A 23,123-nucleotide genomic window follows, 5' to 3' on the forward strand; every position below is an offset into this window, starting at 1 on the left:
CCGGGATGTCGTCGGAAAGTGTGTCTCCTGGGTCTCCGCGTGCTCTCTCAGCCCACTATGACCATGTCACGCGTGGTGTTGTTGAGGCGGCGGCCGCCGTCCCCGGTCACCGTGACGATGTCCTCGATGCGCACCCCGAAGCGGCCGGGCAGGTAGATGCCGGGCTCGACGGAGAAGCACATGCCGGGCACGAGTGGCTGTTCCTCGCCCTCGATCATGTACGGCGGCTCGTGCGTGGTGACTCCGATGCCGTGCCCGGTGCGGTGGATGAAGTACTCGCCGTACCCGGCGTCGCTGATCACGGCGCGGGCGGCGCGGTCGACTTCCTGGCAGGCCGCCCCGGGCCGTACGGCCTGGCAGCCCGCCTCCTGGGCCTCGCGGACGACGTCGTACACCCGGCGCTCCTCCTCGGTGGGCTCGCCCACGTGGACCGTACGGGTGGTGTCGGAGCCGTAGCCGTCCTTCAGACCGCCGAAGTCCAGGACGACCATGTCGCCGCGCCGGATGACGCGGTCGCCGACCTCGTGGTGCGGGTTGGCGCCGTTGGGGCCGGAGCCGACGATGGTGAAGTCGACCTGCTCGTGGCCGAAGCGGCGCAGCAGGCCGGCGAGGTCGTGGCCGACGTCGGACTCGCGGCGGCCGGCGAAGGGAACTTTGCGGATCTCCTCGAACGTTGCATCGGCAGCCGCTCCGGCGGCGGCGAGGAGTTCCAGTTCCGCGGCGTCCTTGACGGCGCGCAGCATGGGGAGGGCGTCGGTGAGAGAGGCGTAGGAGGTGTCCGGCAGGGCCCGCTGGAGGCCCAGCAGGTGCATGGCCCAGGTGTTGTCGCTGATGCCGAACCGGCCGTGGCCGTCGAGGAGGGCGGCGGTGACGGCGTAGGGGTCCTTGCCGTCGGTCCAGTCGCGCAGGGTGAGGGTGGAGGAGCCGACGGCGTGCTCGGCGTCCGGGGCCTCCAGGGTCGGTACGACGAGCACGGGGTCCTGGCCGGGCGTGAGCACCAGCACGGTGAGCCGCTCGGTGACGGCGGTGGGCGTGTAGCCGGTGAGCCAGACCATGTCCGGTCCCGGGGCCACGAGCAGTCCCGCGAGGCCGGCGTCGGCCGCGGAACGCGCGGCACGGTCCATGCGGGCCCTGTAGTCGGCGGCGGTGAAGAGCGCGGGCGTACTACCGGTCATCCGGGCCTCCGGGCACGGGTGGGAAAACGGGCGACGGCGTCTCGGGCAGCATCCTGCCCGGCCGGACAGGGTCACGCGAGCCGATCGCCGGTGTTTCCCGCTTGGCGCGGTCGGCTCGGAAGGGACTCCGCATGGGGCCATCATGGCGCGTGGGGCGGACGGTGACCAGCGGGTTTCCCGGGGTGACCGAGAGGTCGTGGGGCAGGGACCCGCGCCGGCAGGCTCAGATCACCACGCCGGGTACGACCGTCAACTGCTGGTAGCCCCCGCCCCTGTGACGCACGGTGAGGAGGACCTGTTTCCCGGGGCGGGCCCGCGCGACGGCCCGGGCGAGGTCGGCGGTGCTGTCGACGCGGACGGAGCCGAACTGCAGCAGCAGGTCTCCGCGGACCAGGCCCGCCGCATAGCCCGGGCCGGGCACGTGCACGCCCACGACCAGCGCGCCCGCCTTCTCGGCGTCGACGGCCTCGATGCCCAGGGTCGCCCCGGCCGCGGCGTCAGGAGCGGGGCTCGGGGTGGCGGCGGGGGCGGTGGATGCGGCCCTGGCCGGGGGTGTGGCCGGCGGGGCCTGGCGTTGCAGCTCGGCGAGCCGGCTCATGCCGATCACCGTGGCCCCGACCGTGCCCACGCCGACGCCGGACAGCACCAGCAGGATGCCGGTGCACAGTGCGAACAGCAGGGTCCGCAGCCGCCGTCCGCGCCGTGGCGCGGCGTGGGGGCGGTGGGGCGGACCGGGGGTGCCGCCCTCCCGCCGGTCCTGACCGGGCATCGGCTTGGGACGCAACGCAGTCTGTTCCATGGTTCGCTCGCCTCCGGGTGATGCTCTACCCGGGGCGCCGGGCCGCCACGAGACACGAACGGGTGAGACTGGCCGGAGCGTGGCGGAGGGTAGCCATAACCTCCGGGGGCGAGCGCGGGGACGCGCCCGGCTCCCCGGGTCACCGGCGGTCGCGTCGGGTGATCACACCGTTCCCACCAGCCTCCGGACCACCTCCCGTTCCGCTCCCCCGGGAGTTCCGCCGTGGAGGAGTCGTGGAGGAGTTCCGTGCGGTGACGACCCGGGGCGCGGTGAGCGGGACGGCGACCGTGCGGGGTACGGCGGTGGCGGCCGAGCGGGACAGCAGGGCGAGGCCACTCCTGCGGCCGCGAGGGCGGTGAGGATGCGCAGGTCGGTGCCTTCGTAGCGCAGGGCGGGGCGGAACGCGCCGGCGCCGGTCGCGGCGCGCAGTTGGTCGAGCGGGAGGGCGGCGTCGGGCGCGTCGAGCCGGCGGGCGACGGCGAGGTCGTCCAGGCACAGGCCGGTCCGGGCGGCGAGGGGGTGCCCAGCGGGCAGCAGAACGCTCACGGGTTCCTCGGCGAGGCCGTGCCCCGTCGGCGGCGCCACGTCCGGCAGGCGCAGCGGGTCGCTGGGTGCGGCGAGCCCGTCGACGAGGCCGAGGCCGCGGTGCCGGTGGCGACGGCGGCCGGGATCTCCTCGCATGCCGAGCCGCGGGCACCAGGCCGCAGCGGCTCCGGGCCTCCCCACGCCCAGCCGCCGGACCGCTGGACCTCCCCGCCTCCCGTCGCCTGAACACAGGGCCGCGGGCGCCGGACGGCTGGGCCACCCGGCCACCCGAGCATCGGGAGAACGGCCCCCCAGACCGCAGAGCCTCGGAGCCCCCCGAGACTCGGCACAGCCAGAGCTCGGACCACCGGAGCGGGCGGCCACGAAACAGCCACCCCACACACCGCCCGGGCCCACAAACCGCCGCCCATCGGACAGCCACCCCGCACACCATCCGCCCGCCTCGGGCCGCCCCGCCGGATCACCCGGCCACCCGGCCACCCAAGCATCGGGAGAACGGCCCCCCAGACCGCAGAGCCTCGGAGCCCCCCGAGACTCGGCACAGCCAGAGCTCGGACCACCGGAGCGGGCGGCCACGAAACAGCCACCCCACACACCGCCCGGGCCCACGAATCGCCCGCACACTGTCCGCCCGCCTCGCGCCCGGGCAGCCGTCGGTCCGGGGGCCGGGCCGCGCTGGGTCAGCCCGTGTGGCTCCCTCCGTGGCCGCCGTGGGTGGCGCCGTGGTCGAACTTCAGGGTCTCGGGCGGCATGACGACGAAGGGCCGCATCATGCCCATGTCCTCGTGTTCCAGCAGATGGCAGTGGTACATGAACCGGCCGTACGCCCCGTCGAAACGGCCCATCACTCGCAGCATCTGGCTGCCCGGCACCCGGAAGACGTCCTTGTTGCCCCGCTCGTTGGGTGCGAGCGGGATCACCCGGCCGGCGTCGTACCGGATCGGCGTGCGGGTGCCGCCGACGGCCGGGTCGAAGCCCGAGACGTCGTAGGCGTCCCGCCCGAGCAGCTGGAAGTCGGCCAAGTGGATGTGCATGGGGTGGACGATGGGCGCGAGGTTGAGGAAGCCCCACTGCTCGTAGCCGCCCTCGGGGATGGTGAAGCCGAGGCCGTCGTTGAACGTCCGGGACGTGCGCCGGTAGGTCTTCGTGGTGCCGTCGGGCCCGGTGACCTGCACGATGCCGTCCGCCGGGAGCTGCAGGCCGCTCGGGTCCTCGACCGCGGTCAGCTCCCAGATCTCCGGATGGCCGCCGGCGCCCTTGGTGGCGGGCGGGGTGAGCAGGACCAGGCGGTGGTTGTGCGGCAGGTCGTGGGTCAGGCGGCGGAAGGACCCGGAGAGCACCTCGGGCAGTTCGAAGGTGTCCTCCTCGCACGTCTCGCGGACCCGGAACTCCAGGACGTGCGGGTGGCGCACGTCGCCCGCCGGGTCGGACACGCCCGCCGGCTGGTTGCGGCCCTTGTTCACCAGCCGCAGGGTACGGCCCGTGAGGGCGCGGAAGTCGACCAGCAGGTCGAAGCGCTCGGCCGGCGCGGCGGTCAGCGTGGGCAGGTCGCCGTCGAAGTCGACGGGCACGGGGCGCGGCAGCAGCCCGCCGTCGCTGCCGATCTGGTGCACGACGCCCGGCACCGGGTTGCCGTCCTCGTCGATCAGCACGAGCTCGAAGATGCGCGCGTTCGAGGCGTTGACCAGCCGGAAGCGGTACCAGGCGGCGTCCACCTCGGCGTACGGCCAGATGCGGCCGTTGACCGTGGTGTACGGGCCGGTGAACGGGATGGAGACCGGCTTTCCGGTCTCCGGGTTGCGCTGCTGGACGATCACCGTCTTGTGCAGCAGCCGGCCGTTGAGGCGGCCGTCCTCGTCGGTGTCGAGGTTGCGGTCGGCGAGGAGCAGCGGTATCTCCCGCTTCCCGGACGGCAGGTGAAGGGCGTCCTCCTCGTCGTCACGGACGAGGTAGGTGCCGTACAGGCCCGTCATCACGTTCCACCGGGTGATGTTCATGGCGTGGTCGTGGTACCACCACTGCACCGCCTGGTGGTCGTTGGGGTACTCCGACAGCTGGGCGTCGCCGTACCCGACGGCGTTGTCCGCCCAGCCGTCGTTGCCGCCGCCGGTCTGGGCGCCGTGCAGATGGGTCACCGTCCAGGCGGGCAGGGCGGCGACGTCCTTGTCCGGCTCGACGCCCTCGCGGCCCGGCTCGGTGCTGGGCGGCGGGGTGCCGGGCGCGCGGGCGGGCACCTCGACGGATGTGACCGGGTACTCGCTGTCCTTCGGTATGCGGTTGGTCCAGGCGATGCGGACGCGCTGTCCGCGCCGCACCTCGATGGTCGGGCCCGGCACATGGCCGTCGTACCCCCACATCAGGGTCGGCGGCAGTTCCGGGTGCAGGCGCACCCAGGTCGGGCGCAGGGCGATCTCGGTCTCGCGCAGGACATCCGCGGAAGCCGGGCGCAGGACGGGCGGGACGGTCAACGGCGCGGTGTACGGCGTCAGTTCGGCGGTTGCCGGTAACTGGTCGGACTCCTTCTGCGCCTGCTGCCCGGCCGCGCCGTCGGTCCACTCGATGATGTCGGTCAAATTGAACACCCCCGTGTGTTCTGTTCGTTCCCCTTACCCAGCAAGACTCCCGGGACCGCCCCGAAGTTCCCTGAATGTCCCCTTCCGCACGCGAAGGTTCGGAAACGGCGGTGCACGGGCGGGGCCCGAGGGCGGGGCGGCGTTGTCAGTGGCCGCTGTTGCGTTCTGTGACATGACCGGTCTCGGCCTGCGGTTGCTGCGGCGGCGCGGACCTCCGTCAGGAGGCCCGCGCGGTCCTGGCGGGCGGCAGCGATGCGCGGCGAACTGCGCGGGGCGGCCGGCACGGGGCTGGACGAGGCCGTGGCAAAGGTGGCGGAGCGGCTCGGCGAGGTCAGCTGACGAGCTGGACGGGCAGCGCCGGGGCCCGGTCGGGCAGGAAGCCGTGTGCACGGCGGCCCAGCCACTCGGCCTTGTACCGGTCGACGCGGCGGTGCCAGTTCAGGATCCCGGCCATCCAGTTCTGCAGGTCGAGGACATAGCCGTCCAGGGCGGCCCGGCCCGCCTCCGAGAGCGCGAAGTCGTCGTGGAGCACGGGCAGTTCGTGCTCGAGGACGTGCTCGAACTGCTGCATGCGCTGGGTCGTCAGGTCGTGGACGACTCCCAGCGCGGCCGGGTAGTCCACGCCGAAGAAGTTCTGCACCACGAGAACGGCGTTGTGGAGCTCGCCCTCGTACTCGATCTCCTTCTGGTACGAGAAGATGTCGTTGAGCAGACAGGCGTAGTCGATGGCGGCGTTCTCCAGGGAGCGCACCGGACCGCTGCGGTAGACCTCCGGCGGGACGGCGGGGCCGTGGCCCATCCGGCACAGGCTCAGGGTGAGGTCGGAGCCGAAGGTGGCGCGCCGCATCTCCAGGTAGTCGACCGGGTCGGGGACGCGGTTCTGCAGCTGGTTGGACAGCTCCCACACCCAGCTCTCGGTCATCGTGTCCACGGCGGCCTTCAGGGTGCGCCGCTGGTCGGCGGTCATGCCGGCCGTCGTCCGCGCCCACAGGTCGACCAGCCCCCGTTCCATCGCGTTGGCGGGCACGAGGGCCGGCTCTCCTTCCACGGGCATGCACTGCGACAGGCGGGCCGTGGTCAGGCGGGCGGCGGCGAGGTCCCGGCGGCGGCCGTGGACCAGCGGGTAGTAGTCGTCGCCGTACGTCCCCCAGGCGAGCCACTGGGCGCTGAGGTCGAGCGCCTCGGGGGTGGCGTCCGGGTCCAGGCCGGCGGAGCACAGCGCGAGGTCGGAGGCGGCGAGTCTGTCCTCGTCCCAGACGCCCTCCTCCAGGATGCCCATGCGGTGCGACCAGGCGACGAGGCGCAGCCGGGCGTCGTCGAGGTGCGGGCTCAGTTCGAGCCGGTACGGCATGCGGAACTCGGGCAGGATGGACGGGCCGACCTTCTGGAAGGGCACGTGGGTGTAGGCGCGCAGGCGTTCCTGCGCGGCCGAGGCGAGGAGTGCGCCGATGGCGGCGGCCGAGATGCCGGGGCCGCTCTGCAGCTGCCAGGGCGCGCTTGGCCGCGCTCCCTTGTTCATGTAGCGGCTGGAGCGCATGTGCCACTCGTGGCCGCCGGACTGCCAGTCCTGAAGTCCCTTGGTGTACAAGGCGATCGCGGCGGCCTCGGCCGGGGTGAGGCCCTTCTCCAGGGCGACGGCGGGGACTTCGGTGAGGGCCGTGTGCTCGAACTGGTGCAGGCGCGAGGTGAGGATGTCGTTGACGGTCTCGGCGGCCTCCTGGGTCGTACAGCCGAAGAAGGTCTCCAGGACGAGCACGCCGTTGCTGTTCTCGCCCTCGTCCTCGACCTCGCGCTGGTAGGAGAACAGGTCGTTGCGCAGGTGGACGGCGTCGGCGAAGGTCTCCATCAGCACGCGCAGCGGGCGGGTGCCGGCGACGGCGGCGGGCACCTCGGCGGTCGCGTACTCCACGAGCCCGGCCGACCAGGGGGCGCCGCCCACCTTGCGGCGCATCTCGATGTACTCGACGGGGTTGGCGATCCGCCCCTCGTTGATGTTCGACAGCTCCCACATCGACTCGTTGAGCAGGTGCTCGGTGGCCACGGAGAAGCGGCGGCGCCAGTCCACGGACATCGACGGCACCGTGCGCGCCCACAGGTCCCTCAGCCCCGCCTCGACGGGGTTCTCCGGCTCCGGCACGGGGGTTGCCGGGTCGAGCGGCATGAACAGGGGCAGTCGGTCCAGGTGGGCCTTTCCGGCGGCGCGGTCCGGGGTGCGCTTGTACATGTCGAGGAAGTGGTCGTCGAAGAAGAAGACCCACACGTACCAGTCGGTGATCAGCGAGAGAGCGGGTCCGTCGCAGTCGGGGTGGGTGTAGGCGCACAGGAGTCCGTAGTCGTGCGCCTCCAGATCGGCCTGCTCCCAGATCCCGGACCCTTCCAGCATGCCCATCCCGCGCGCCCACTCGGTCGAGTGGGCGCGGGCCTCGTCGAGGTGCGGGTTGAGCCGCGCGGGATACGGCATGTAGAAGTGCGGGAGTTCGAACGGCTGCGTCATGGCCGGGGCCATACCCGCGGCCCCCGACGGCCATCCACCGCGCGGAACATGATCACACCATCGCGTGAACTGCCCCCGGAACGGGGAACTTACGCCGTCCCGCCGTGGACGATCAGCCCTCACGGCGAACGGGTCAGCAGTTCCGCCACTGCCCGGTCCACGGCGTCCGGCAGCGCGGGCGCGGCGACGGACGGCCCCGAAGCGAGGGACGACAGCCCGGCCTCCGCCAGGCGCCCCGGTTTGCGGTCAGCCGAACCACGCCCCGGCCCGTCCGGTGAAGGGGACGCCGACGGCCGCGAACTCCGCGCGCTCCCATCCGGTGCCTGCCCCGAGGGCGACGCGGCCGTGGGTGGAGGGTGGCGGTCCGGCGGGCGGGCGAGGACGACCGGGGCGTACGGGGCTGCACCAGGACGTGGGTGTCCCCGGCGGATCCGCCCGCTCGCGCCCGCCACCGCCGCCGGCAGGACCAGTGGATCCGAGGTCACCCAGACGCCTCCGGCCGGGGGGCCGCAGCCGATGATGTGGTCGAAGCCCCGGTATGCCCCGCCCGCTCCCTTGCCGTGCCCCGACGGGCGGGCCACGGTAGGCGCATGACCTCCTTTGTGCTGCCCCATGAGGTGCACGGCGACGGTGCCCACAAGGTGTTCGCCGTGCACGGCTGGTTCGCCGACCGGTCCGCCTACGCCGCCGTCCTGCCGGATCTCGACCGCACCTCGTTCAGTTACGCGCTGGTCGACCTGCGCGGCTACGGCGAGGCCCGGGACGCGGCGGGCGCGTACACGACGGCCGAGGCAGCCTGGGACCTGGTGGAGCTGGCCGACCGGCTGGGCTGGGAGCGGTTCTCGGTCGTCGGGCACTCGATGGGCGGAGCGGTGGCTCAGCGGCTCGCGGCCGCCGTACCGGACCGGCTGCGCCGGATGGTCGGTGTCTCCCCGGTGCCGGCCTCGGGGGTGCCGCTGGCCGGTGAGCAGTCCGCGCTGTTCACGGACGCCGCGCACAGGCCGGAGAACCGGCGCGCGATCATCGACTTCACCACCGGGGGCCGGCGTCCCGCCGCCTGGCTGGAGCGGATGGTCGCCCGGTCGCTGGAGCGCAGCGACGCCAAGGCGTTCCGGGCCTGGCTGGACTCGTGGGCGGGCGAGGACTTCCACGCCGACGTCGAGGGCAGCGAGGTGCCCGCCCTGGCCGTGGCCGGGGAACTGGACCCGGCCCTGTCGCCCGAGGTCATGCGGCAGACCTGGATGTCCTGGTACCCGCGTGCCGAACTCGTGGCGCTGCCGTTCGCCGGGCACTACGCCATGGACGAGGCCCCGCTGGACCTGATCCGCGCGGTCGAGGACTTCCTGCGCGCGGACGCCGGAGATCCTGCGGTCGCCGTGGCCCCTCCCGGCGAGAGCGAACCGGCGTGAGCGTGCGCGAGACCCGGCCGGTGCCCGACGTGTTCGACCCGCGCCGGTACGCCGTCGGTGTGCCGTACGACGACTACCGCCTGCTGCGCGACCGGCACCCGGTCGCCTGGCAGGACGAGCCGGAGGTGCTGGGCTGGCCGGCCGGGCCGGGATTCTGGGCGGTGACCCGGCACGCGGACGTCGTCCGGGTGCTGAAGGACGCCACGACGTACTCCTCTCATCTCGGCGCGACCCAGATCCGCGACCCGGATCCGGCGGACCTGCCGTTCATCCGCCGCATGATGCTCAATCAGGATCCTCCGGATCACGGGCGGTTGCGGCGACTGGTGAGCCGGGCGTTCACACCGGGTCGTATCGACCGGTTCGCGGCCGTCGCCCGGGAGCGGGCGTGCACCCTGCTGGCCGGGGCGCTTCAGCGGGCGCGGGAAGGGGACGGGACGGTCGATCTGGTGGCCGCCGTCACCGACGAGTACGCCCTGCTCAACCTGGCAGACCTGCTGGGCGTGCCGGAGAGCGACCGGCGGCTGCTGCTGCACTGGACGCAGCGGGTCATCGGCTACCAGGACCCGGACGAGGCCGGTCCCCCGGTGCTGGGCGCGACGGGCAAGCCGGTCAATCCGCGGTCCCCGGCGATGCTGAAGGACATGTTCGCCTATGCGCGGCAGCTGGCCGTCCACAAGCGGGACCGTCCGGCGGACGACGTCATGACCACCCTCGCCGGGGAGACCGAACTCGCGGACGGCGAGCTGGAGATGTTCTTCTTCCTGCTCACCGTCGCGGGCAACGACACCGTGCGCAGTGCGGCCCCCGGCGGACTGCTGGCCCTGGCGGAACACCCGGAGGCGTACGAGTCGTTGCGCGCCGGCACGGTGGAACTCGCCACCGCTGTGGAGGAGTTGCTGCGCTGGCATCCGCCGGTGCTGACCTTCCGGCGGACCGCCGTGCGGGACGCCGAGCTGGCGGGGCAGCGGATCCGGGCCGGTGACAAGGTCGTGGTGTTCCACGCCTCCGCCAACCGGGACGAGCGGGTCTTCACCGATCCGGACCGGCTCGACCTCGCCCGCTCCCCCAACCCGCACGTGTCCTTCGGCGACGGTCCGCACGTGTGCCTGGGCGCCCACTTCGCACGGCTGCAACTGCGGCTGCTCTACGAGGAGGCGCTGCGGGTGCTTCCCGGGCCGCGGCTCGCCGCACCGGCCGGGCGTCTGGTGTCGAACTTCATCAACGGCATCAAGTCACTGCGGCTGCAGGTCACTTGACGTCGGCACCGGAGACCTGGATCAGGGCGTGGGTGCCGCTGGTGCGCCAGCGGTCGCCCTCGGCCGCCACCAGTGCGGCCTCGGTCGCCGCGGACAGGCCGGTGATCACGTCCGACTTCAGGGTGCGCAGCGCGGCGACCGGGCCGGGGAAGTAGGCGGTCGTCTCCTGGAAGGGCGTGGTCGGCGGCCACAGCCGGTCGCCCACCAGACGGCGGTAGTTGAGGTCGCCCTTGAAGACGGTCAGCGTCGCCGCGGCGAACTCGGCACGCAGGTCGTCCGGCATCTGCGCATACGGCAGCGGGGCGCAGGAGAAGGGATGGGCGCGCACGGTGAGGCGGCCGTCGGCCATCGCCGACCAGAGCACGCGCGCGTACTCGGCGGCCGCGCCGGAGGCGGCGCGCAGCCGGTGCAGCGCGTCGACGACGTCGGCGGTGGTGGCGTCGGAGACGTAGTACGGGTACGGCTTGACGTGCAGCACCGCCCGTGCGGCCCGGCCCTCGGCGAGGAGATGGGCGATCAGCAGCAGGTCCGGGACGAGTTCGCGGCCGGCGTTGTCCGCGACCAGGACGAGTGTGGCCGCGTTGCCGGGCGGCAGCAGCGACCACAGGGCCGCGCTGTCGTCGGCGACCAGCGCGGGTGCCGGTTCCCGGGTCTCGGCGCCCTCGGCGGAGAGCCGGAAGCCGAGGTCGGCGCGGTTGCCCCACAGCGAGCCGTGCAGCAGGGCACGCGCCCGCTCCTCCTGCGGCAGGCCGGGCAGGGCGTCCAGCGCGGCCAGTTCCTCGTCCGTCTCCGGCGCGTCGAGTTCGGCGCGTTTGAACGGCCGGAACGGGTCGATGCCCTGCCAGGCGCCGGAGCCGAACCAGCCGACGGCGTCCAGCAGCCGGCGGTAGAAGTAGCTCTCGGACCACAGCCACGGCACGTCGTACCAGGAGCGCCCGGCGCAGTCGGCCAGGCCCCACTCATCCCACCGGTCGCGGTCCGGGGCATCGGCGGGCAGCGGCTCGACCGTCCCCTCGGTGCAGTTCTTCAGCAGTTCGTCCAGCGCCCGGTGCTGCCCGGGGCCGTAGGGGAAGGCGTCCCGTACCCGGCCGATGATCGCGGGGTGCCGCTCGGCCAGCACGCTGTGCGGGAACGAGCCGGGTTCGTTGCCGAGGATCACGGGTGCGAAGGGGGTGGAGGGCATGTCCGTCACCGTATCGCGCGACTCAAGCGGTTCTGATCTCCCGCTCCAGCTGCGTGGCGAGCGTGACGTAGCGGGGACGGCGGTGCACCGGGACCAGGCCCCGGACCAGGAGGTGCCACATCTCGGCGACCCGGCGCGGAAGCCGTCCCGTCGGTTCGAGCGAGCGGCCGGCGACCCGGGTGCCGACGAAGAAGGAGACCAGGGAGTGCGCGACGATTCCGACGTCGAGATCGCTGTGCACGTCCGACTCCCTGACCGCTCCTGCGAACTTCCGGGTGGCGAACTCCAGCCACTCGTTGAAGGGGTGCCTGAGGGGCGGCCGTACGGCGACGTCGGCGGTGGCGAGGCGGAGCGCGGCGCGCGGCACCGGGTCCTCCACGGCGAGTCTGGCGACCCCGAAGGTGGTCCGCATCAGGGCCTCCAGCGAGGAGCAGCCGCGGCTGTCGACCTCGGCGACGAGCGCTTTGGCGGCCCTGGCGTTGAGTTCGAGGATGGCCTGGGCGAGATCCTCCTTCGCGGCGAAGTGGAAGTACAGCGCACCCTTGGTGACCTTTGCGTGTGCGACGATGTCACTCAGACTCGTGGACTCGTAGCCTTGCCGGTCGAACAGATCGGCGGCGGCCGTGATGATCGTTGCCCGGGTCTGTTCGGCGCGTAACTGCCTCGCCATCCTGGGACCCCTCCTCGCGACGTACGAACGGGACATGCGGTTTGTTCTTAACCCCCTGCACACGATAACTCACCGAGTGGCAGCGGCAGTCCGGGACCCGGGCGGTGGGCGCCCCGACACGTGTCACGGCGGATCCGGCGCCGAACGGGCCCTCGGGGCTTCGGGAACCACGAGACCAGAACGGTTTCCCCCTTCCTTGCCCGGCTACGATCGGCAGCCGCGGGGCGGTGGGTGCCGGACCCGTGATCGCCACGATACGAGCATGACCGGCGGCTCCTCAACGGGGCCTCGAATCAGGCGCGAAACGTCCGAACCAGTCGGTGCTTTTGCGCCCCCCGAGCACCGATACGCCGGTCCGGCTGAACACCCTCGACGCCGCCGCCGTACTGGACCGGGCAGACCCGTTCCCGCGCCCGCCGAGGAGAGATCCCGGATGACCCGGATGACCGCCCGCCCGAGCGTCATGGCGGCCGCCGCCGCGGCCCCGCTCCTGCTCCTGTCGTGGGCGGCGGGGCCTGCCCGGGCGCACGGGGCCCCCACGGATCCGGTCAGCCGGGTCTACGCCTGCTCCCCCGAGGGTGGCGACACCGGCCGCTCGGCGGCCTGCCGGGCGGCGGTCGCGGCGAACGGCGCCCCCTTCACCGCGTGGGACAACCTGCGCGTGGCAGGGGTGAACGGCCGTGACCGGCAGGTGATTCCGGACGGCAGACTGTGCAGCGGGAACCTTCCGGCGTACCGGGGCCTGGACCTGGCGCGGCGGGACTGGCCGGCGACCCGGCTGACGCCCGGGGCCGCACTGACGATGACGTACGCCTCGACGATCGCGCACACGGGCACGTTCCGGCTGTATCTGACCAGGCCCGGCTACGACCCGGCGAAACCGCTCGCCTGGTCGGATCTGCCGGAGCGGCCCTTCGCGCAGGTCACCGATCCGCCACTGCGCGACGGGGCCTACCACATCGCCGCCAGGCTGCCGCAAGACCGGACGGGGCGTCAGGTCCTGTACACGGTGTGGCAGAACAGCAGCACGTCGGACACCTACTACTCGTGCTCCGACGTGGTCTTCCCGGAGAAGGGTGCGGGGAAGACGGAGGCCGGACCTGCCGTGTCGGCAGGTCCGGCCTCCGTCGTGAGCGGGCAGGCCGCCCGGGACACGGGCCCCTCGGCGCCCGTGCTGGCGGGCGGCGCCGCCGCGGTGCTGGTGCTCACCGGGGGCGCCGCCCTCACGGCGCGTCTACGTCGCCGCTGAACTCGGCTGTGGTGCTGGGTATTTGACGATCAGTTGACGTAGACCGGCGCGCCGCCGTCCGTCACGGGCGCGTACTTGGCGGTGAAGTAACCGCTGGCGAAGCACAGCGACGAACCGGACGTCTTGGTGAACTGCTGGTTGGTGAAGCTGATGCTGTTGTCGGCGTTGTCGGCCTTCCCGGTCAGGGAGGGCGCCTGGTAGACGCAGGTGATCGAGCCCAGCAGGGTGCGCAGCTTGACCGTGGTCTGGATGGTGGAGCCGCTGGCCGCCGAGACGGTGAGGGTGCCGTCGGAGGCGACCGTCGCCGTGTAGGGCAGGTTGTCGACGGTGATGCCGCTGACCCCGAGGACGCCGGTGACGTTGCTGGTGCAGGAGCTGCTGTCGAAGGTGTGCCCGGTGACGGACTCGGTGGCCGTGCCGGGGGCGGTCGGGTTGCCGGTGACCGCGGCGGTGAACTGGGAGGACTTGCAGGTCACGCCGCTGGTGCCGGTCGCGCTGGAGTAGAGCGTGGCGGACGTGCCGGAGGCCAGCGGCGCGGTGAGGGTGTCGCCGGTCGCGACGGCGGTGCCGCCCGCGCCGCCGGTGGTGAGGACGGCGCTGCCGTCGGCGGAGGCCGGTGCGGCGACCGCGAGGGTGAGCGCGGTGGCGGTGCCGGCGAGGGCGAGAAGGGATCGCGTACGCATGCGGGTGCCTCTTTCCTGGGTGGGGTCCGGGTGAGGTGGGGATGGGGGGTGGCGGATGGTGGGGGTGGCGGATGGTGGGGGTGGCCGGCGCGCGGGTGACGAGTGATGCCGTAGCGGCGTGGTGCGGTGATGCGCGCGGTGCCGCCGGCGCAGGACCGTGCGCCTTCTCCGTACGCGACGGTCCGGCGACGGCGGCGGTCCGGGCACCGGCCGAAGACCCGGGGGAAGGCCTTCGGCCGGGCCGGCAGGGGGCGGCCGGGCACGGCCGGGGGGCGGGGCCGTGCGGGGCCGCAGCGGTGTGAACGGTTTCTGTCGGCGTGGTGAGCGGTCGGCGTGAGAGACCGGGAAACGCATCCGGTGCCGCTCGGCGGACCCGGCGCCACGGATCCGCGAGATCAGGGGAAGTTGTAGACCTGATCAACCGTCAACGTCAAGCCGGGCAAGGGGAGTTGCGGCATGCGATCGCAGGTCTGGCACATCCGACACTCTTTTTTCACATCCGCCTTGACCCCCCGAAGTAACCGGCGGTAACTTCCTCGCAGGCTACTGCCGCGTAACGAGAAAGCCCTTGCTCCGCCGGGGTGCGAGGAGGCGTACGCGACAGTCGCTGTCCGCGCCAGGACACCGCGCCGCTGAAGCCCAACCCGCATTGATCCATGCCCATGGGAGCAGACATGGCCTCGTCCCCGGACGTCCCGTCCGTCGGCAACACCCCCGAGAACCCGGGAAACGGTTCACCCTCCGAGACCTCCGCCGCCTCCGCAGCCTCCGGGTCCTCCGAAGCGCCGCTCGCGGCCGAGCCCGCCGCCGACGAGAGGCGGGGCCGGGTCCGGGCACGCCGGGCCGCGGTGATGGCCGTACCTGCCACCCTCGTCGCCGCCGGTCTCGCGGTGCTGACCGCCCAGGGGGCGCTGGGTGTGCAGTTCGCGATCTCCGGCATGCCGTTCGCGGTCACCGCGACGGACCTGAACGGAACAGGTTTCGAGCAGTTCGGCGCCCTCGACAACATGGCGGACGGCAGCCCGAACGCCGGGGACACCGGGGGCCAGGAGCTCGTGGTGACCTCCGCCATCAAGAAGGCCACGCTCGACCATCTGTGCCAGAGCGTCGACCTCGGCGGCACCAACCTGATGATCACGGCGGGCGGCGGCGCGGACAAGGTACAGGCGAGCGCTCTGACCACGGACTCCACTGAGCTGTCCGGCAACGCAGAGTTCAACAACATCGAGATCGGCAACGACGCCAGCACGCTGACGAAGGCGGGCGTGAAGGGCCCGATCGGGGTGTTCAGCCAGCAGGCCGACACCGTGCACATCGCCAACCTGCGGCAGACCAACTACGCGACCACGGCCGGTGTGTTCAAGCTTCCCGGTCTCAAGCTCCGCTTCAGCGACTCGGGTTGCTGATCGCGGTGGCCGACCGTCCACGCCGGGGAGCGCGGGCCGCCTTCCGTGGCTGGCGGGCCCGGCGGCCGTTCTGGGGCGGGCTGCTGCTCGCGCTGGCCGGCGGTGAGATCCTGCTCACGGAGAAGGCCTCGCTGAAGGTCGTGATGCACATCGGCATGCAGGGGGCGGCCGGCTATCTGCTGCCGGGCCTGATGGCACTGCTGGGCCTGCTGATCCTCTTCAACCCGGCGCAGCGGCTCTTCTACTCCATCACCGGCGTCCTGCTCTCCCTGGGCACCTGGGTCACGTCCAACCTGGGCGGCTTCTTCATCGGCCTCCTGCTGGGCGTGACCGGCAGTTGCCTCGCCTTCGGCTGGCTCCCCGACCAGGAACCGCGGGTCGGCCGCCGCGAGCGCCGCAGGCAGGCGAAGGCGGCGGCACGCACACCGGCCGAGGGCACCACGGGCCCGGAGGGCCTGACCGTCTGACGGCCCGACGCCCCGGTACGGCGGACACAGCTGTCCGCCGCTCGACCGATCCGGCGCCGGGACTCAGCCGGCGCTCGCCGGGGCATCGGTGGGCCTCGGCGCCTCCGCGGCCGTACGCTCCGCCGTCGACGCGCGGACGTCACTCGCGGGCATGACCTGCGACGGCTCCACGACCGGTGCGCCGGCGGCGCCCGGCGCGCCGGTGTCGTCCTTCATCGCCTTCGCCTCGCTCTTGAGGATGCGCATGGACTTGCCCAGCGCCCGCGCGGTGTCCGGGAGCTTCCGGGAGCCGAACAGCACGATGAAGACGACGGCGACGATCAACAGGTGCCAGGGCTCGAGTCCGTTGCGGAGCACGACCGCCCCCCTTCTGGGAAAGCTTGCTGTTTCCGGGAAAGCTTGCTGTTTTGCGCAACTGTACAACCCGCGGGCTGGGGCCGGCACCGCGCGTGGCGGGCGATGACCACGATGAGGGCGAGGGCGTACAGGCCGAGGACGGCGGCGAGCAACAGGTGGTACGGGGCGGGCAGCGCGGTCATGCCGAGCGCGGCGCCGAGCGGGCTGGGCGGTACGGCGAGTCCGACGGCGGCGAGGAAGACGGCGGCCCAGCCGACCGGTCCCGGACGGCCGCCGCGCGTCAGGCGCCGGCCGTCGCGCAGGAGCAGCATGACCAGCGCCTGGGTGAGCAGGTTCTCGGTGAACCAGGCGGAGTGGAAGACGGCCTCGTCGTCCAGGGCGTCGGGGCCGTTCAGGGCGAGCGCGAGAACCTCGAAGGTGGCGAGGTCGGCGAAGGCGTTGAGCACGCCGAAGCCGGTGATGAACCGCAGGAAGGCCGGCGGCCGCAGCACGGTCGGCCGGCGCAGCTCGCTCGGGGCCGGGCGGTCGTGGGCGAAGGCGAGCTGGGCGGCGTCGAAGCACAGGTTCTGCGCGAGCACCTGCACGGGGAGCATCGGCAGGAAGGGCAGCAGCAGTCCGGCCGCGAGCATGGCGAGGACGTTGCCGAGGTTGGAGGAGAGGGTCACCCGCAGATAGGCGGCGATGTTGGCGCTGCCGATCCGGCCGGCGGTGACGGCGTGTCCGATCGCGGTGAGGTCCTTCTCGGCCAGCACGACGTCCGCGCTCTCCCGGGCCACCGCGACGGCCCCGCGCGGGGCGATCCCGACGTCGGCGGCGAGGAGCGCGGCCACGTCGTTGACGCCGTCCCCGAGGAATCCGACGGTGTGCCCGGCGGCGCGCAGCCCGGCGACGACACGGGCCTTGTCCTCGGGGGTGCACCGGGCGACGACCGTGGTGGTCCCGTCGGCCGCATCCGGGCTCCAGCCCCCGGCAGTCCGCACCTCCCCGGGCTCCAGCCCCGCCTCCCGGCAGACCCGGGCCGCGGTCGCGGGGTGGTCGCCGGTGAGGACGTGGACCTGGATGCCGAGGGCGGCGAGGGTGCGCAGGGACTCGGCGGCGCCGGGGGCGAGTTCGTCGTGGAAGGTGACCAGACCGCGGAAGGCGAGCCCGCGTTCGTCGGCGGGGGTGTACGGGCGGGTGCGGGCGGGTCGTTCGGCGGTGGCGACGGCCAGCACCCGCTGCCCGCTCTCCGCCTCGCGTGCGGCGAGCGCCAGCAGCCGCTGCCGCTCGGCGTCCGGCAGGTCGCAGCGCTCCAGGACGTCCTCGGCGGCCCCCTTGGTGATCAGCAGGTGGTGGCCGAGCCGGCCGGCGACGACGGCGGTCGCGAGGCGCCGGCCGGGCACGACGGGCAGCGCGGCGAGCCCGTCGTACTCCTCCCCCACGGCTCCCGCGACGTCGAGCAGCGCCTCGTCGAGGGCGTCGGGAGCGGGCAGTTCGGCGAGCTGCAGGGTCCACCAGGCGCCTACGGCCGCCCAGCGCAGCACCTCCGGATCGTCCCGGCCGTCCGGTCCGAGGGAGCGTGCGGCGACCGGCCGGTCCTGGGTGAGGGTGCCGGTCTTGTCCACGCACAGCACGTCGACCGCGCCGAGGTCGTGCAGCGCGGGCAGCCGCCGTACGACGACCCGGCGGGTGCGGGCCAGCAGCGCGGCACTCCGGGCCAGGCAGGTGGTGACGATCACCGGGAGCATCTCGGGGGTGAGCCCGACGGCCACGGACACGGCGAACGGCAGCGTCTGCAGCCCGCGGCCGCGCAGCGCCGCGCCGGCCATGAGCACCAGCGGCGGGGTGAGCAGCATGAACCGGACCAGCACCCAGGCGATGCCGTGCACGGACCGGTCGAAGGCGCTGGGTTCGCGCGGCTCCGGCGTGCGCTGCGCGGCGGCGAACCGGGTGTCGGCCCCGGTGGCCACGACGACCGCGGTGGCGCTGCCCGCCACGACCGCGCTGCCCTGGAAGCACAGGGGGGATTCGGCGGACGGCTCCGGCGGATCGGCGGCGGCCTTGGCCACGGGCGCGGACTCGCCGGTGAGCGCGGACTCGGACACCGTCAGCCCGCGGGCGCGCAGCAGTCGTACGTCGGCGGGCACGAGGTCGCCCGGGCCGAGCCGTACGACGTCGCCGGGGACCAGGTCGGCCACCGGGACCTCGCGGGTGCGCGGAGCGGCGGTGTCGCCGGTGCGGCGCAGCACGGTGGCCGTGCCGGCGACGAGTTCGCGCAGGGCGGCGAGCGCGCGGTCGGCGCGGCGCTCGCCGGCCGCGCGCAGCGCACAGCTGACGGCGACCAGGGCGAGGATCACCGTGGCGGTGCCCCAGGAGGCGACGAACGCCGAGACCAGGCCGAGGGTGAGCAGGACGGTGGTGAACGGGTCGCGCAGGCCCCGCAGACAGCGCCGGAGCACGGAGGGGGTGCGCGAGCGGGGCGGCGCGTTCTCGCCGTGGGTGGCGAGCCGGGCGGCGGCCTCGGCGTCGGTGAGTCCGCGCGGGCCGGTGCCGAGGCGCCGCAGCACCTGCAGCGACGTGCCACCCACCGGACCGGTCCCGGGACCGCTCACCGGCCCGGTCGCGGGTCCGCCCGCCGGGCCCGTCGGGGTCTCAGAGGCCATGGAGGCGGCGGGCCGGGGCCGGTGCGTCCGCGGCCCGTTCCGCGAGCCGGCCGACGAGGAGGCGTACGACGTCGACGACGGCGGCCTGTCCGGCGGCGTCCACGAAGTACACCTGGCGGCGGCCCTCGCGCCGGGACCGGACCAGCCCGGCGAGCTTCAGCTTGGTCAGGTGCTGGCTGACCGCGGGCAGCGCGCCGCCGACCCGCTCGGCGAGCCCGGTGACGTCGCTCTCCCCCTGGATCAGCGCCCAGACGATGTGCAGCCGGGCGGGCGAGGCGAGCAGTCCGAAGGCGGCGGCCGCCTCGGTGAGCACCTCGGCGGAGGGGTCCTGGTAGCCGGTGCCGGGCCCTGTCGCCACTGTCGCCTTCCCTCCGCGTCGTCCTGTGGTCCGTCTGTTCCGTCTGTTCCGTCCGTGTGCGGGAACCAAGTGTAGGCGGGCTGGAACTCCGAGCCCGTCGGGCCGCGCGAGGATGGGGGCATGCTGGACGACCTCGACCGTGCCCTCATCCACGCCCTGCACCTGGACGGCCGGGCGCCGTTCAGCAGGATCGCCGAGGTGCTCGGGGTCTCGGCGCAGACCGTGGCCCGCCGCTACCGCCGGCTGCGCACCGAGGCGGGGCTGCGCGTGGTGGGCCTCGCCGACCCGGACCGGGCGGGCCGCGCCCAGTGGCTGGTCCGGCTGACGGCGACGGCACGCTCGGCGCAGGACATCGCCGGGGCGCTGGTGCGGCGGCCGGACACGTCCTGGGTGAAGCTCACTTCCGGGGGCACCGAGATCACCGCGGTGATCCACGCCCCGGCCGTGGACGCCTCCCCCGGCTCCCTCCTGCTGCACGACGTCCCGCGCACCGGCGGCATCACGGCCGTCTCCGCGCACTGCCTGCTGCACACCTATCTGGGCGGCCCCGCCAACTGGCGGCGCAGCGCCCGGGCCCTGGACGAGCGGCAGCAGGCGGCACTGGAGTACCGGGAGAACGCCGAGGGGGTACGGCAACCGGGCCCGGAGGACGCCGAGTTGCTCGCGGCGCTGGAGCGGGACGGGCGGGCCGGGCAGGGCGAGCTGGCCCGGGCGACCGGCTGGTCGCCCACGACGGTGGCCCGGCGGATGGCCGAACTGCGCGCGTCGGGCGCCCTGTTCTTCGACGTGGAGGTGGACGCCGGGCTCTTCGGCGTCCGCACCCGGGCCCTGCTGTGGCTGTCGGTGCGGCCGGCGGACCTGGAGCAGGTCGCGGTCGCCCTGGCCGGCCATGACGAGCTCGCCTTCGTGGCCGCGACCACCGGCCGCACCAACCTGGTCGCCCAGGCGCTGTGCCGCGACCCGGCCGACCTGCACCGCTACCTCACCCGGCGGCTCGGCGCGCTGCGGGAGATCGACACGCTGGAGACCAGCCCGGTGCTGCGCACCCTGAAAGCGGCGAGTCCTGCGCTGACGGCCGGGCACCGGGTGGCGCCCGCCCGGCGGGGTGGTTGAGGCCGTACGCGGCTGCGGGTGCCGGGGGGGCTGGTCGCGCCCGGGCGGCGGAGCCGCATGTCGGCACAGCCCCGCGCCCCTTGGTGCGCTCAGCCACCGGCGCCTAAGCTCCCTCCCCCGTTCCGACCCGCGCACTCGCCGCCCACGCCACGCCCAGCAGCCCCACCGCCACCCAGCAGGCGCCCTGGGGTGCGGCCGGGCCCGTTCCCGCCAGGTAGGCGCTGCCGAGGACCGCCACTCCCAGCGTGGCCCCCAACTGCTGCACCGCGTTGAGCAGGCCCGCCGCCGAGCCGACCTCCTGGGGACGCAGGGGGTGCAGGGCGAGGGTGAAGAAGGCGGGCGTGAACAGGCCGGCGCCGAGGCCGACGAGGGCGAGGGCCGGCAGCAGCGCGACCGGGTAGTGCCCCGGCGCGGCCGACCGGTACGCGGCCACGGCGGCGAGCAGCCCGGCCAGCAGCAGCCCGAGCCCGTACGGCATGACCCGCCGCCCGTGCCGCCGCACCAGCCGCGAGCCGGCCCACCAGGAGGCGAGGGCGAGACCGGCGGACCACGGCAGCAGGCTCAGTCCCGACGCCAGCACGCCTGTTCCGGTGTCGAGTTGGAGCTGCAGGACGACCACGACGGTCAGCCCGTTGGTCGCCGCGAAGAAGGCGGTGGAGGTCACGAGAGCGGCCGGGAAGCCGCGGTGGGTGAACAGGCTGGGCTCCAGCAGCGGACGTGCCGTGCGCCGCTGGTGTCGGGCGAAACCGGCCAGCACGAGCAGTCCCGCGCCGAGCAACAGCCAGTCTTCGGCACCCAGTTGACGGAGGTTTCCGCCGATCAGCGGGTACACCAGGAGCCCGGTGCCGAGCGCGGCCAGTGCGGTGCCGGGCCAGTCGAGGGACGGGCGGCGCGGGGCGCGGTTCTCCGGGAGGTTGCGGGCGAGGGCCAGCACCAGCGCGGCCACCGGCACGTTCACCAGGAACGCGGACCGCCACGACGAGCCGAACAGGTCGGCGTGGGTCAGCACTCCGCCGACGACGGGTCCGCAGACGGCGGCGAGGCCCATCACCGGTCCGATGCTGCCCAGCGCCTTCGCCGTCTCCTCGCCCGAGAACATCGCTTTGATCAGCCCGATGGTCTGCGGGATGATCAGCGCCGCCGCGGCGCCCTGCACGGCCCGGAAGGCGATGAGCAGCCCCGGGGACGGCGCCAGAGCGCACGCCACGGACGCCGCCGTGAACAGCGTGACGCCGAGGACGAACACGCGGCGCCGGCCCGCGATGTCCCCCAGCCGCCCGCCGCTGATGAGCAGCACCGCGAACGGCAGGGTGTAGGCGGCGCCGAACCACTGGACGTCGGAGACCGGCCCGCCCAGGTCGGCGTGGACGGCGGGCGCGGCCACCTGTACGACGGTCGCGTCCAGCAGGTTCATCGCCTCGCCGAGCAGCAGGGCGGCCAGGCCGGGCCACCGCCCTCGGCAGGGAGTGGCGACAGCCACGTGTGCTGTGGTCATGGGTGTTCAGCTGTTCCTCTCACGCTCGGTGCGGGGACCGGGACCGGCCCCGGGCCAGCGTGCGAGAGCGAGGGAGAGGGGCTCCAGCAGGAGCGGTGTGCATGCGGATTTCCTCCATCAGCAGCGTTGCCCCCGAAGAAATCCCACACGCCCCGCATCCCACATGCCACATGCCACAGCACGACGCGGGTGCTCCCGGTCCTCGGGAGCACCCGCGTCGGCAGTGCAGGGTCGTGTCGAAGGGAGACGGGACGTCAGGCGATACCGGCGGACTGCAGCCAGGCCTTGGCCACGTCCAGCGGGTCCTTGCCCTGGACCTGCACCTGGGTGTCCAGGTCCAGCAGGGTGGCGGTGTCGAGCTTGGCCGAAACCGCGTCGAGCGCGTCGACGCCCTTCTGCGACAGGACGCCCTTGCGGACGAGCGGCTGGACGTTCTCGAACCCGAAGAGGTTCTTCGGGTCCTGCAGGACGACGAACTTCTCCTTGGAGATGGTCGAGTCCGTGGTGAAGATGTCCGCGGCCTGCACGGCGTTCTTCTTCAGCGCGGCCTGGGTGAGCGGGCCGCCCGCGTCGAGCGCCTTGAACGACTTGAACTCGAGACCGTAGACCGACTTCAGGCCCACCAGGCCCTGCTGCCGGGTCTGGAACTCCGGCGAGGCGCCCATGACCAGGTCCTTCGCGATGCCCTTCAGGTCGGCGATGGTCGACTTGTCGGTGAGGTGGTACTTCTTCGCGGTGGCCGCGTTGAGCGTCACGGAGTCCTTGGACTCCGCCGCCGCCGGCTTGAGCAGGGTCAGCTTGGAGTCCAGCTTGGCCTCGATGGCCGTCGTGGTGGCCTCGGCCGTCGTGGGCTTGGCCTTCGGGTCGAGGTAGGCCAGCAGGGCGCCGTTGTACTCGGGCAGCACCTTGATGGAACCGTTCTTGATCAGCCCGTAGGTGGTCTCGCGGCTGCCGATGTTCGGCTTGTAACTGACCTTGATGCCCTTGGCCTTGAGGGCCTCGCCGTAGATGTCGGCGAGCAGGGTGCTCTCGGGGAAGTTGTTGGATCCGACGACCACGGTGTCGCCGCTCGCCTTGCTGTCCGTCAGCGGGTTGCCGCCGGACTTTCCGTCGCTGGAGGAACAGCCCGCCAGCAGAGCCGTCGCCGCCGCGAGGGCGACCACCGCCGCGCCTCGGTTCCTCCGGATGGACCTGCTGATGCGGTTGTTGGAAGTCACCCGCCGATCCAATCCAGCCGGTTCTCGG

At 73.2% G+C, this 23,123-nt stretch carries 19 protein-coding genes; 6 read left to right on the forward strand and 13 right to left on the reverse strand.

Annotated features, from left to right (window positions below):
- Positions 1 to 47: 47 nt before the first annotated feature.
- The 5 genes from LMU33_RS00815 to cyc2 form a co-directional block, all read right to left on the reverse strand.
- Entirely contained in the window at positions 48 to 1,175 is a 1,128-nt protein-coding gene (locus LMU33_RS00815; protein ID WP_228616315.1) for an aminopeptidase P family protein, read from the reverse strand.
- A gap of 223 nt (positions 1,176 to 1,398) precedes the next feature.
- Positions 1,399 to 1,974 carry a PDZ domain-containing protein gene (locus LMU33_RS00820; protein WP_228616317.1) on the reverse strand — a complete coding sequence of 192 codons (576 nt, stop codon included), beginning with the start codon at positions 1,972 to 1,974 and terminating at the stop codon, positions 1,399 to 1,401.
- 162 nt (positions 1,975 to 2,136) lie between these two features.
- Positions 2,137 to 2,655, reverse strand: coding sequence for a type 2 periplasmic-binding domain-containing protein (locus tag LMU33_RS00825; RefSeq protein WP_372477840.1), 519 nt, complete (start codon positions 2,653 to 2,655; stop codon positions 2,137 to 2,139).
- A 545-nt stretch (positions 2,656 to 3,200) separates the two neighbouring features.
- Positions 3,201 to 5,093: an O-aminophenol oxidase PhsA gene (gene phsA / locus LMU33_RS00830; RefSeq protein WP_372477841.1), complete on the reverse strand. Its 1,893-nt coding sequence runs from the start codon at positions 5,091 to 5,093 to the stop codon at positions 3,201 to 3,203.
- A gap of 331 nt (positions 5,094 to 5,424) precedes the next feature.
- Positions 5,425 to 7,587 carry a germacradienol/geosmin synthase Cyc2 gene (gene cyc2, locus LMU33_RS00835; RefSeq protein ID WP_228616319.1) on the reverse strand — a complete coding sequence of 721 codons (2,163 nt, stop codon included), beginning with the start codon at positions 7,585 to 7,587 and terminating at the stop codon, positions 5,425 to 5,427.
- 590 nt (positions 7,588 to 8,177) lie between these two features.
- Here cyc2 and LMU33_RS00840 point away from each other — a divergent pair.
- Both LMU33_RS00840 and LMU33_RS00845 read left to right on the forward strand, forming a co-directional pair.
- Positions 8,178 to 8,996 carry an alpha/beta fold hydrolase gene (locus LMU33_RS00840; protein ID WP_228616321.1) on the forward strand — a complete coding sequence of 273 codons (819 nt, stop codon included), beginning with the start codon at positions 8,178 to 8,180 and terminating at the stop codon, positions 8,994 to 8,996.
- Positions 8,993 to 10,255 (forward strand): cytochrome P450, encoded by a 1,263-nt coding sequence (locus tag LMU33_RS00845; RefSeq protein ID WP_228616323.1) that lies wholly within the window; start codon positions 8,993 to 8,995, stop codon positions 10,253 to 10,255. The genes LMU33_RS00840 and LMU33_RS00845 overlap by 4 nt, the downstream gene beginning before the upstream one ends.
- Here the strand turns inward: LMU33_RS00845 and LMU33_RS00850 are convergent.
- Together LMU33_RS00850 and LMU33_RS00855 are read right to left on the reverse strand one after the other, a co-directional pair.
- A complete protein-coding gene (locus LMU33_RS00850; RefSeq protein ID WP_228616325.1) occupies positions 10,248 to 11,438 on the reverse strand; it encodes a damage-control phosphatase ARMT1 family protein in 1,191 nt (396 codons plus the stop codon). The genes LMU33_RS00845 and LMU33_RS00850 overlap by 8 nt on opposite strands.
- 22 nt (positions 11,439 to 11,460) lie before the next feature.
- The gene (locus LMU33_RS00855; protein WP_228616327.1) at positions 11,461 to 12,108 is read right to left on the reverse strand and encodes a ScbR family autoregulator-binding transcription factor; all 648 of its coding nucleotides are present in this window, start codon (positions 12,106 to 12,108) and stop codon (positions 11,461 to 11,463) included.
- Positions 12,109 to 12,541: 433 nt separating this feature from the next.
- On the opposite strand from LMU33_RS00855, the gene LMU33_RS00860 reads away from it, so the two are divergent.
- A complete protein-coding gene (locus tag LMU33_RS00860; protein ID WP_228616329.1) occupies positions 12,542 to 13,357 on the forward strand; it encodes a lytic polysaccharide monooxygenase in 816 nt (271 codons plus the stop codon).
- Between the two features lie 29 nt (positions 13,358 to 13,386).
- Here LMU33_RS00860 and LMU33_RS00865 read toward each other — a convergent pair whose 3' ends face one another.
- Positions 13,387 to 14,040, reverse strand: a complete 654-nt coding sequence (locus LMU33_RS00865) for a Tat pathway signal sequence domain protein (protein WP_228616331.1) — start codon at positions 14,038 to 14,040, stop codon at positions 13,387 to 13,389.
- Between the two features lie 674 nt (positions 14,041 to 14,714).
- Here LMU33_RS00865 and LMU33_RS00870 point away from each other — a divergent pair.
- Positions 14,715 to 15,446 (forward strand): DUF6230 family protein, encoded by a 732-nt coding sequence (locus LMU33_RS00870; protein WP_228616333.1) that lies wholly within the window; start codon positions 14,715 to 14,717, stop codon positions 15,444 to 15,446.
- Between the two features lie 5 nt (positions 15,447 to 15,451).
- Positions 15,452 to 15,913, forward strand: coding sequence for a DUF6114 domain-containing protein (locus LMU33_RS00875; RefSeq protein ID WP_228616334.1), 462 nt, complete (start codon positions 15,452 to 15,454; stop codon positions 15,911 to 15,913).
- Between the two features lie 63 nt (positions 15,914 to 15,976).
- Here LMU33_RS00875 and tatA read toward each other — a convergent pair whose 3' ends face one another.
- Genes tatA through LMU33_RS00890 form a run of 3 tightly spaced genes read right to left on the reverse strand, consistent with a single transcriptional unit; the run spans position 15,977 to position 19,270 of the window.
- Positions 15,977 to 16,270, reverse strand: a complete 294-nt coding sequence (gene tatA, locus LMU33_RS00880; protein ID WP_228616336.1) for a Sec-independent protein translocase subunit TatA — start codon at positions 16,268 to 16,270, stop codon at positions 15,977 to 15,979.
- Positions 16,234 to 18,912, reverse strand: a complete 2,679-nt coding sequence (locus LMU33_RS00885; protein ID WP_228616338.1) for a cation-translocating P-type ATPase — start codon at positions 18,910 to 18,912, stop codon at positions 16,234 to 16,236. The genes tatA and LMU33_RS00885 overlap by 37 nt, the downstream gene beginning before the upstream one ends.
- Positions 18,902 to 19,270 carry an ArsR/SmtB family transcription factor gene (locus tag LMU33_RS00890; RefSeq protein ID WP_228616340.1) on the reverse strand — a complete coding sequence of 123 codons (369 nt, stop codon included), beginning with the start codon at positions 19,268 to 19,270 and terminating at the stop codon, positions 18,902 to 18,904. The genes LMU33_RS00885 and LMU33_RS00890 overlap by 11 nt, the downstream gene beginning before the upstream one ends.
- Positions 19,271 to 19,390: 120 nt before the next feature.
- Between LMU33_RS00890 and LMU33_RS00895 the strand changes: the two genes are divergently transcribed.
- Complete coding sequence (locus LMU33_RS00895; RefSeq protein ID WP_228616342.1) at positions 19,391 to 20,383, forward strand: Lrp/AsnC family transcriptional regulator; 993 nt, start codon at positions 19,391 to 19,393, stop codon at positions 20,381 to 20,383.
- A gap of 103 nt (positions 20,384 to 20,486) precedes the next feature.
- Here the strand turns inward: LMU33_RS00895 and LMU33_RS00900 are convergent, their stop codons facing one another.
- Positions 20,487 to 21,878, reverse strand: a complete 1,392-nt coding sequence (locus tag LMU33_RS00900; RefSeq protein ID WP_228616344.1) for an MFS transporter — start codon at positions 21,876 to 21,878, stop codon at positions 20,487 to 20,489.
- A 254-nt stretch (positions 21,879 to 22,132) separates the two neighbouring features.
- Positions 22,133 to 23,095, reverse strand: a complete 963-nt coding sequence (locus tag LMU33_RS00905) for an ABC transporter substrate-binding protein (RefSeq protein ID WP_228616346.1) — start codon at positions 23,093 to 23,095, stop codon at positions 22,133 to 22,135.
- Positions 23,096 to 23,123: the final 28 nt, after the last annotated feature.

The organism is Streptomyces barringtoniae (genome assembly GCF_020819595.1).
Lineage (GTDB): Bacteria > Actinomycetota > Actinomycetes > Streptomycetales > Streptomycetaceae > Streptomyces > Streptomyces barringtoniae.

What these genes read in the sequence shown, in the direction of transcription:
- LMU33_RS00815 (WP_228616315.1), bottom strand. Translation starts at nt 1,175, where the DNA reads ATGACCGGTAGTACGCCCGCGCTCTTCACCGCCGCCGACTACAGGGCC.
- LMU33_RS00820 (WP_228616317.1), bottom strand. Translation starts at nt 1,974, where the DNA reads ATGGAACAGACTGCGTTGCGTCCCAAGCCGATGCCCGGTCAGGACCGG.
- LMU33_RS00825 (WP_372477840.1), bottom strand. Translation starts at nt 2,655, where the DNA reads ATGCGAGGAGATCCCGGCCGCCGTCGCCACCGGCACCGCGGCCTCGGC.
- cyc2 (WP_228616319.1), bottom strand. Translation starts at nt 7,587, where the DNA reads ATGACGCAGCCGTTCGAACTCCCGCACTTCTACATGCCGTATCCCGCG.
- LMU33_RS00840 (WP_228616321.1), top strand. Translation starts at nt 8,178, where the DNA reads ATGACCTCCTTTGTGCTGCCCCATGAGGTGCACGGCGACGGTGCCCAC.
- LMU33_RS00850 (WP_228616325.1), bottom strand. Translation starts at nt 11,438, where the DNA reads ATGCCCTCCACCCCCTTCGCACCCGTGATCCTCGGCAACGAACCCGGC.
- LMU33_RS00855 (WP_228616327.1), bottom strand. Translation starts at nt 12,108, where the DNA reads ATGGCGAGGCAGTTACGCGCCGAACAGACCCGGGCAACGATCATCACG.
- LMU33_RS00860 (WP_228616329.1), top strand. Translation starts at nt 12,542, where the DNA reads ATGACCCGGATGACCGCCCGCCCGAGCGTCATGGCGGCCGCCGCCGCG.
- LMU33_RS00865 (WP_228616331.1), bottom strand. Translation starts at nt 14,040, where the DNA reads ATGCGTACGCGATCCCTTCTCGCCCTCGCCGGCACCGCCACCGCGCTC.
- LMU33_RS00870 (WP_228616333.1), top strand. Translation starts at nt 14,715, where the DNA reads ATGGCCTCGTCCCCGGACGTCCCGTCCGTCGGCAACACCCCCGAGAAC.
- LMU33_RS00885 (WP_228616338.1), bottom strand. Translation starts at nt 18,912, where the DNA reads ATGGCCTCTGAGACCCCGACGGGCCCGGCGGGCGGACCCGCGACCGGG.
- LMU33_RS00895 (WP_228616342.1), top strand. Translation starts at nt 19,391, where the DNA reads ATGCTGGACGACCTCGACCGTGCCCTCATCCACGCCCTGCACCTGGAC.
- LMU33_RS00900 (WP_228616344.1), bottom strand. Translation starts at nt 21,878, where the DNA reads ATGACCACAGCACACGTGGCTGTCGCCACTCCCTGCCGAGGGCGGTGG.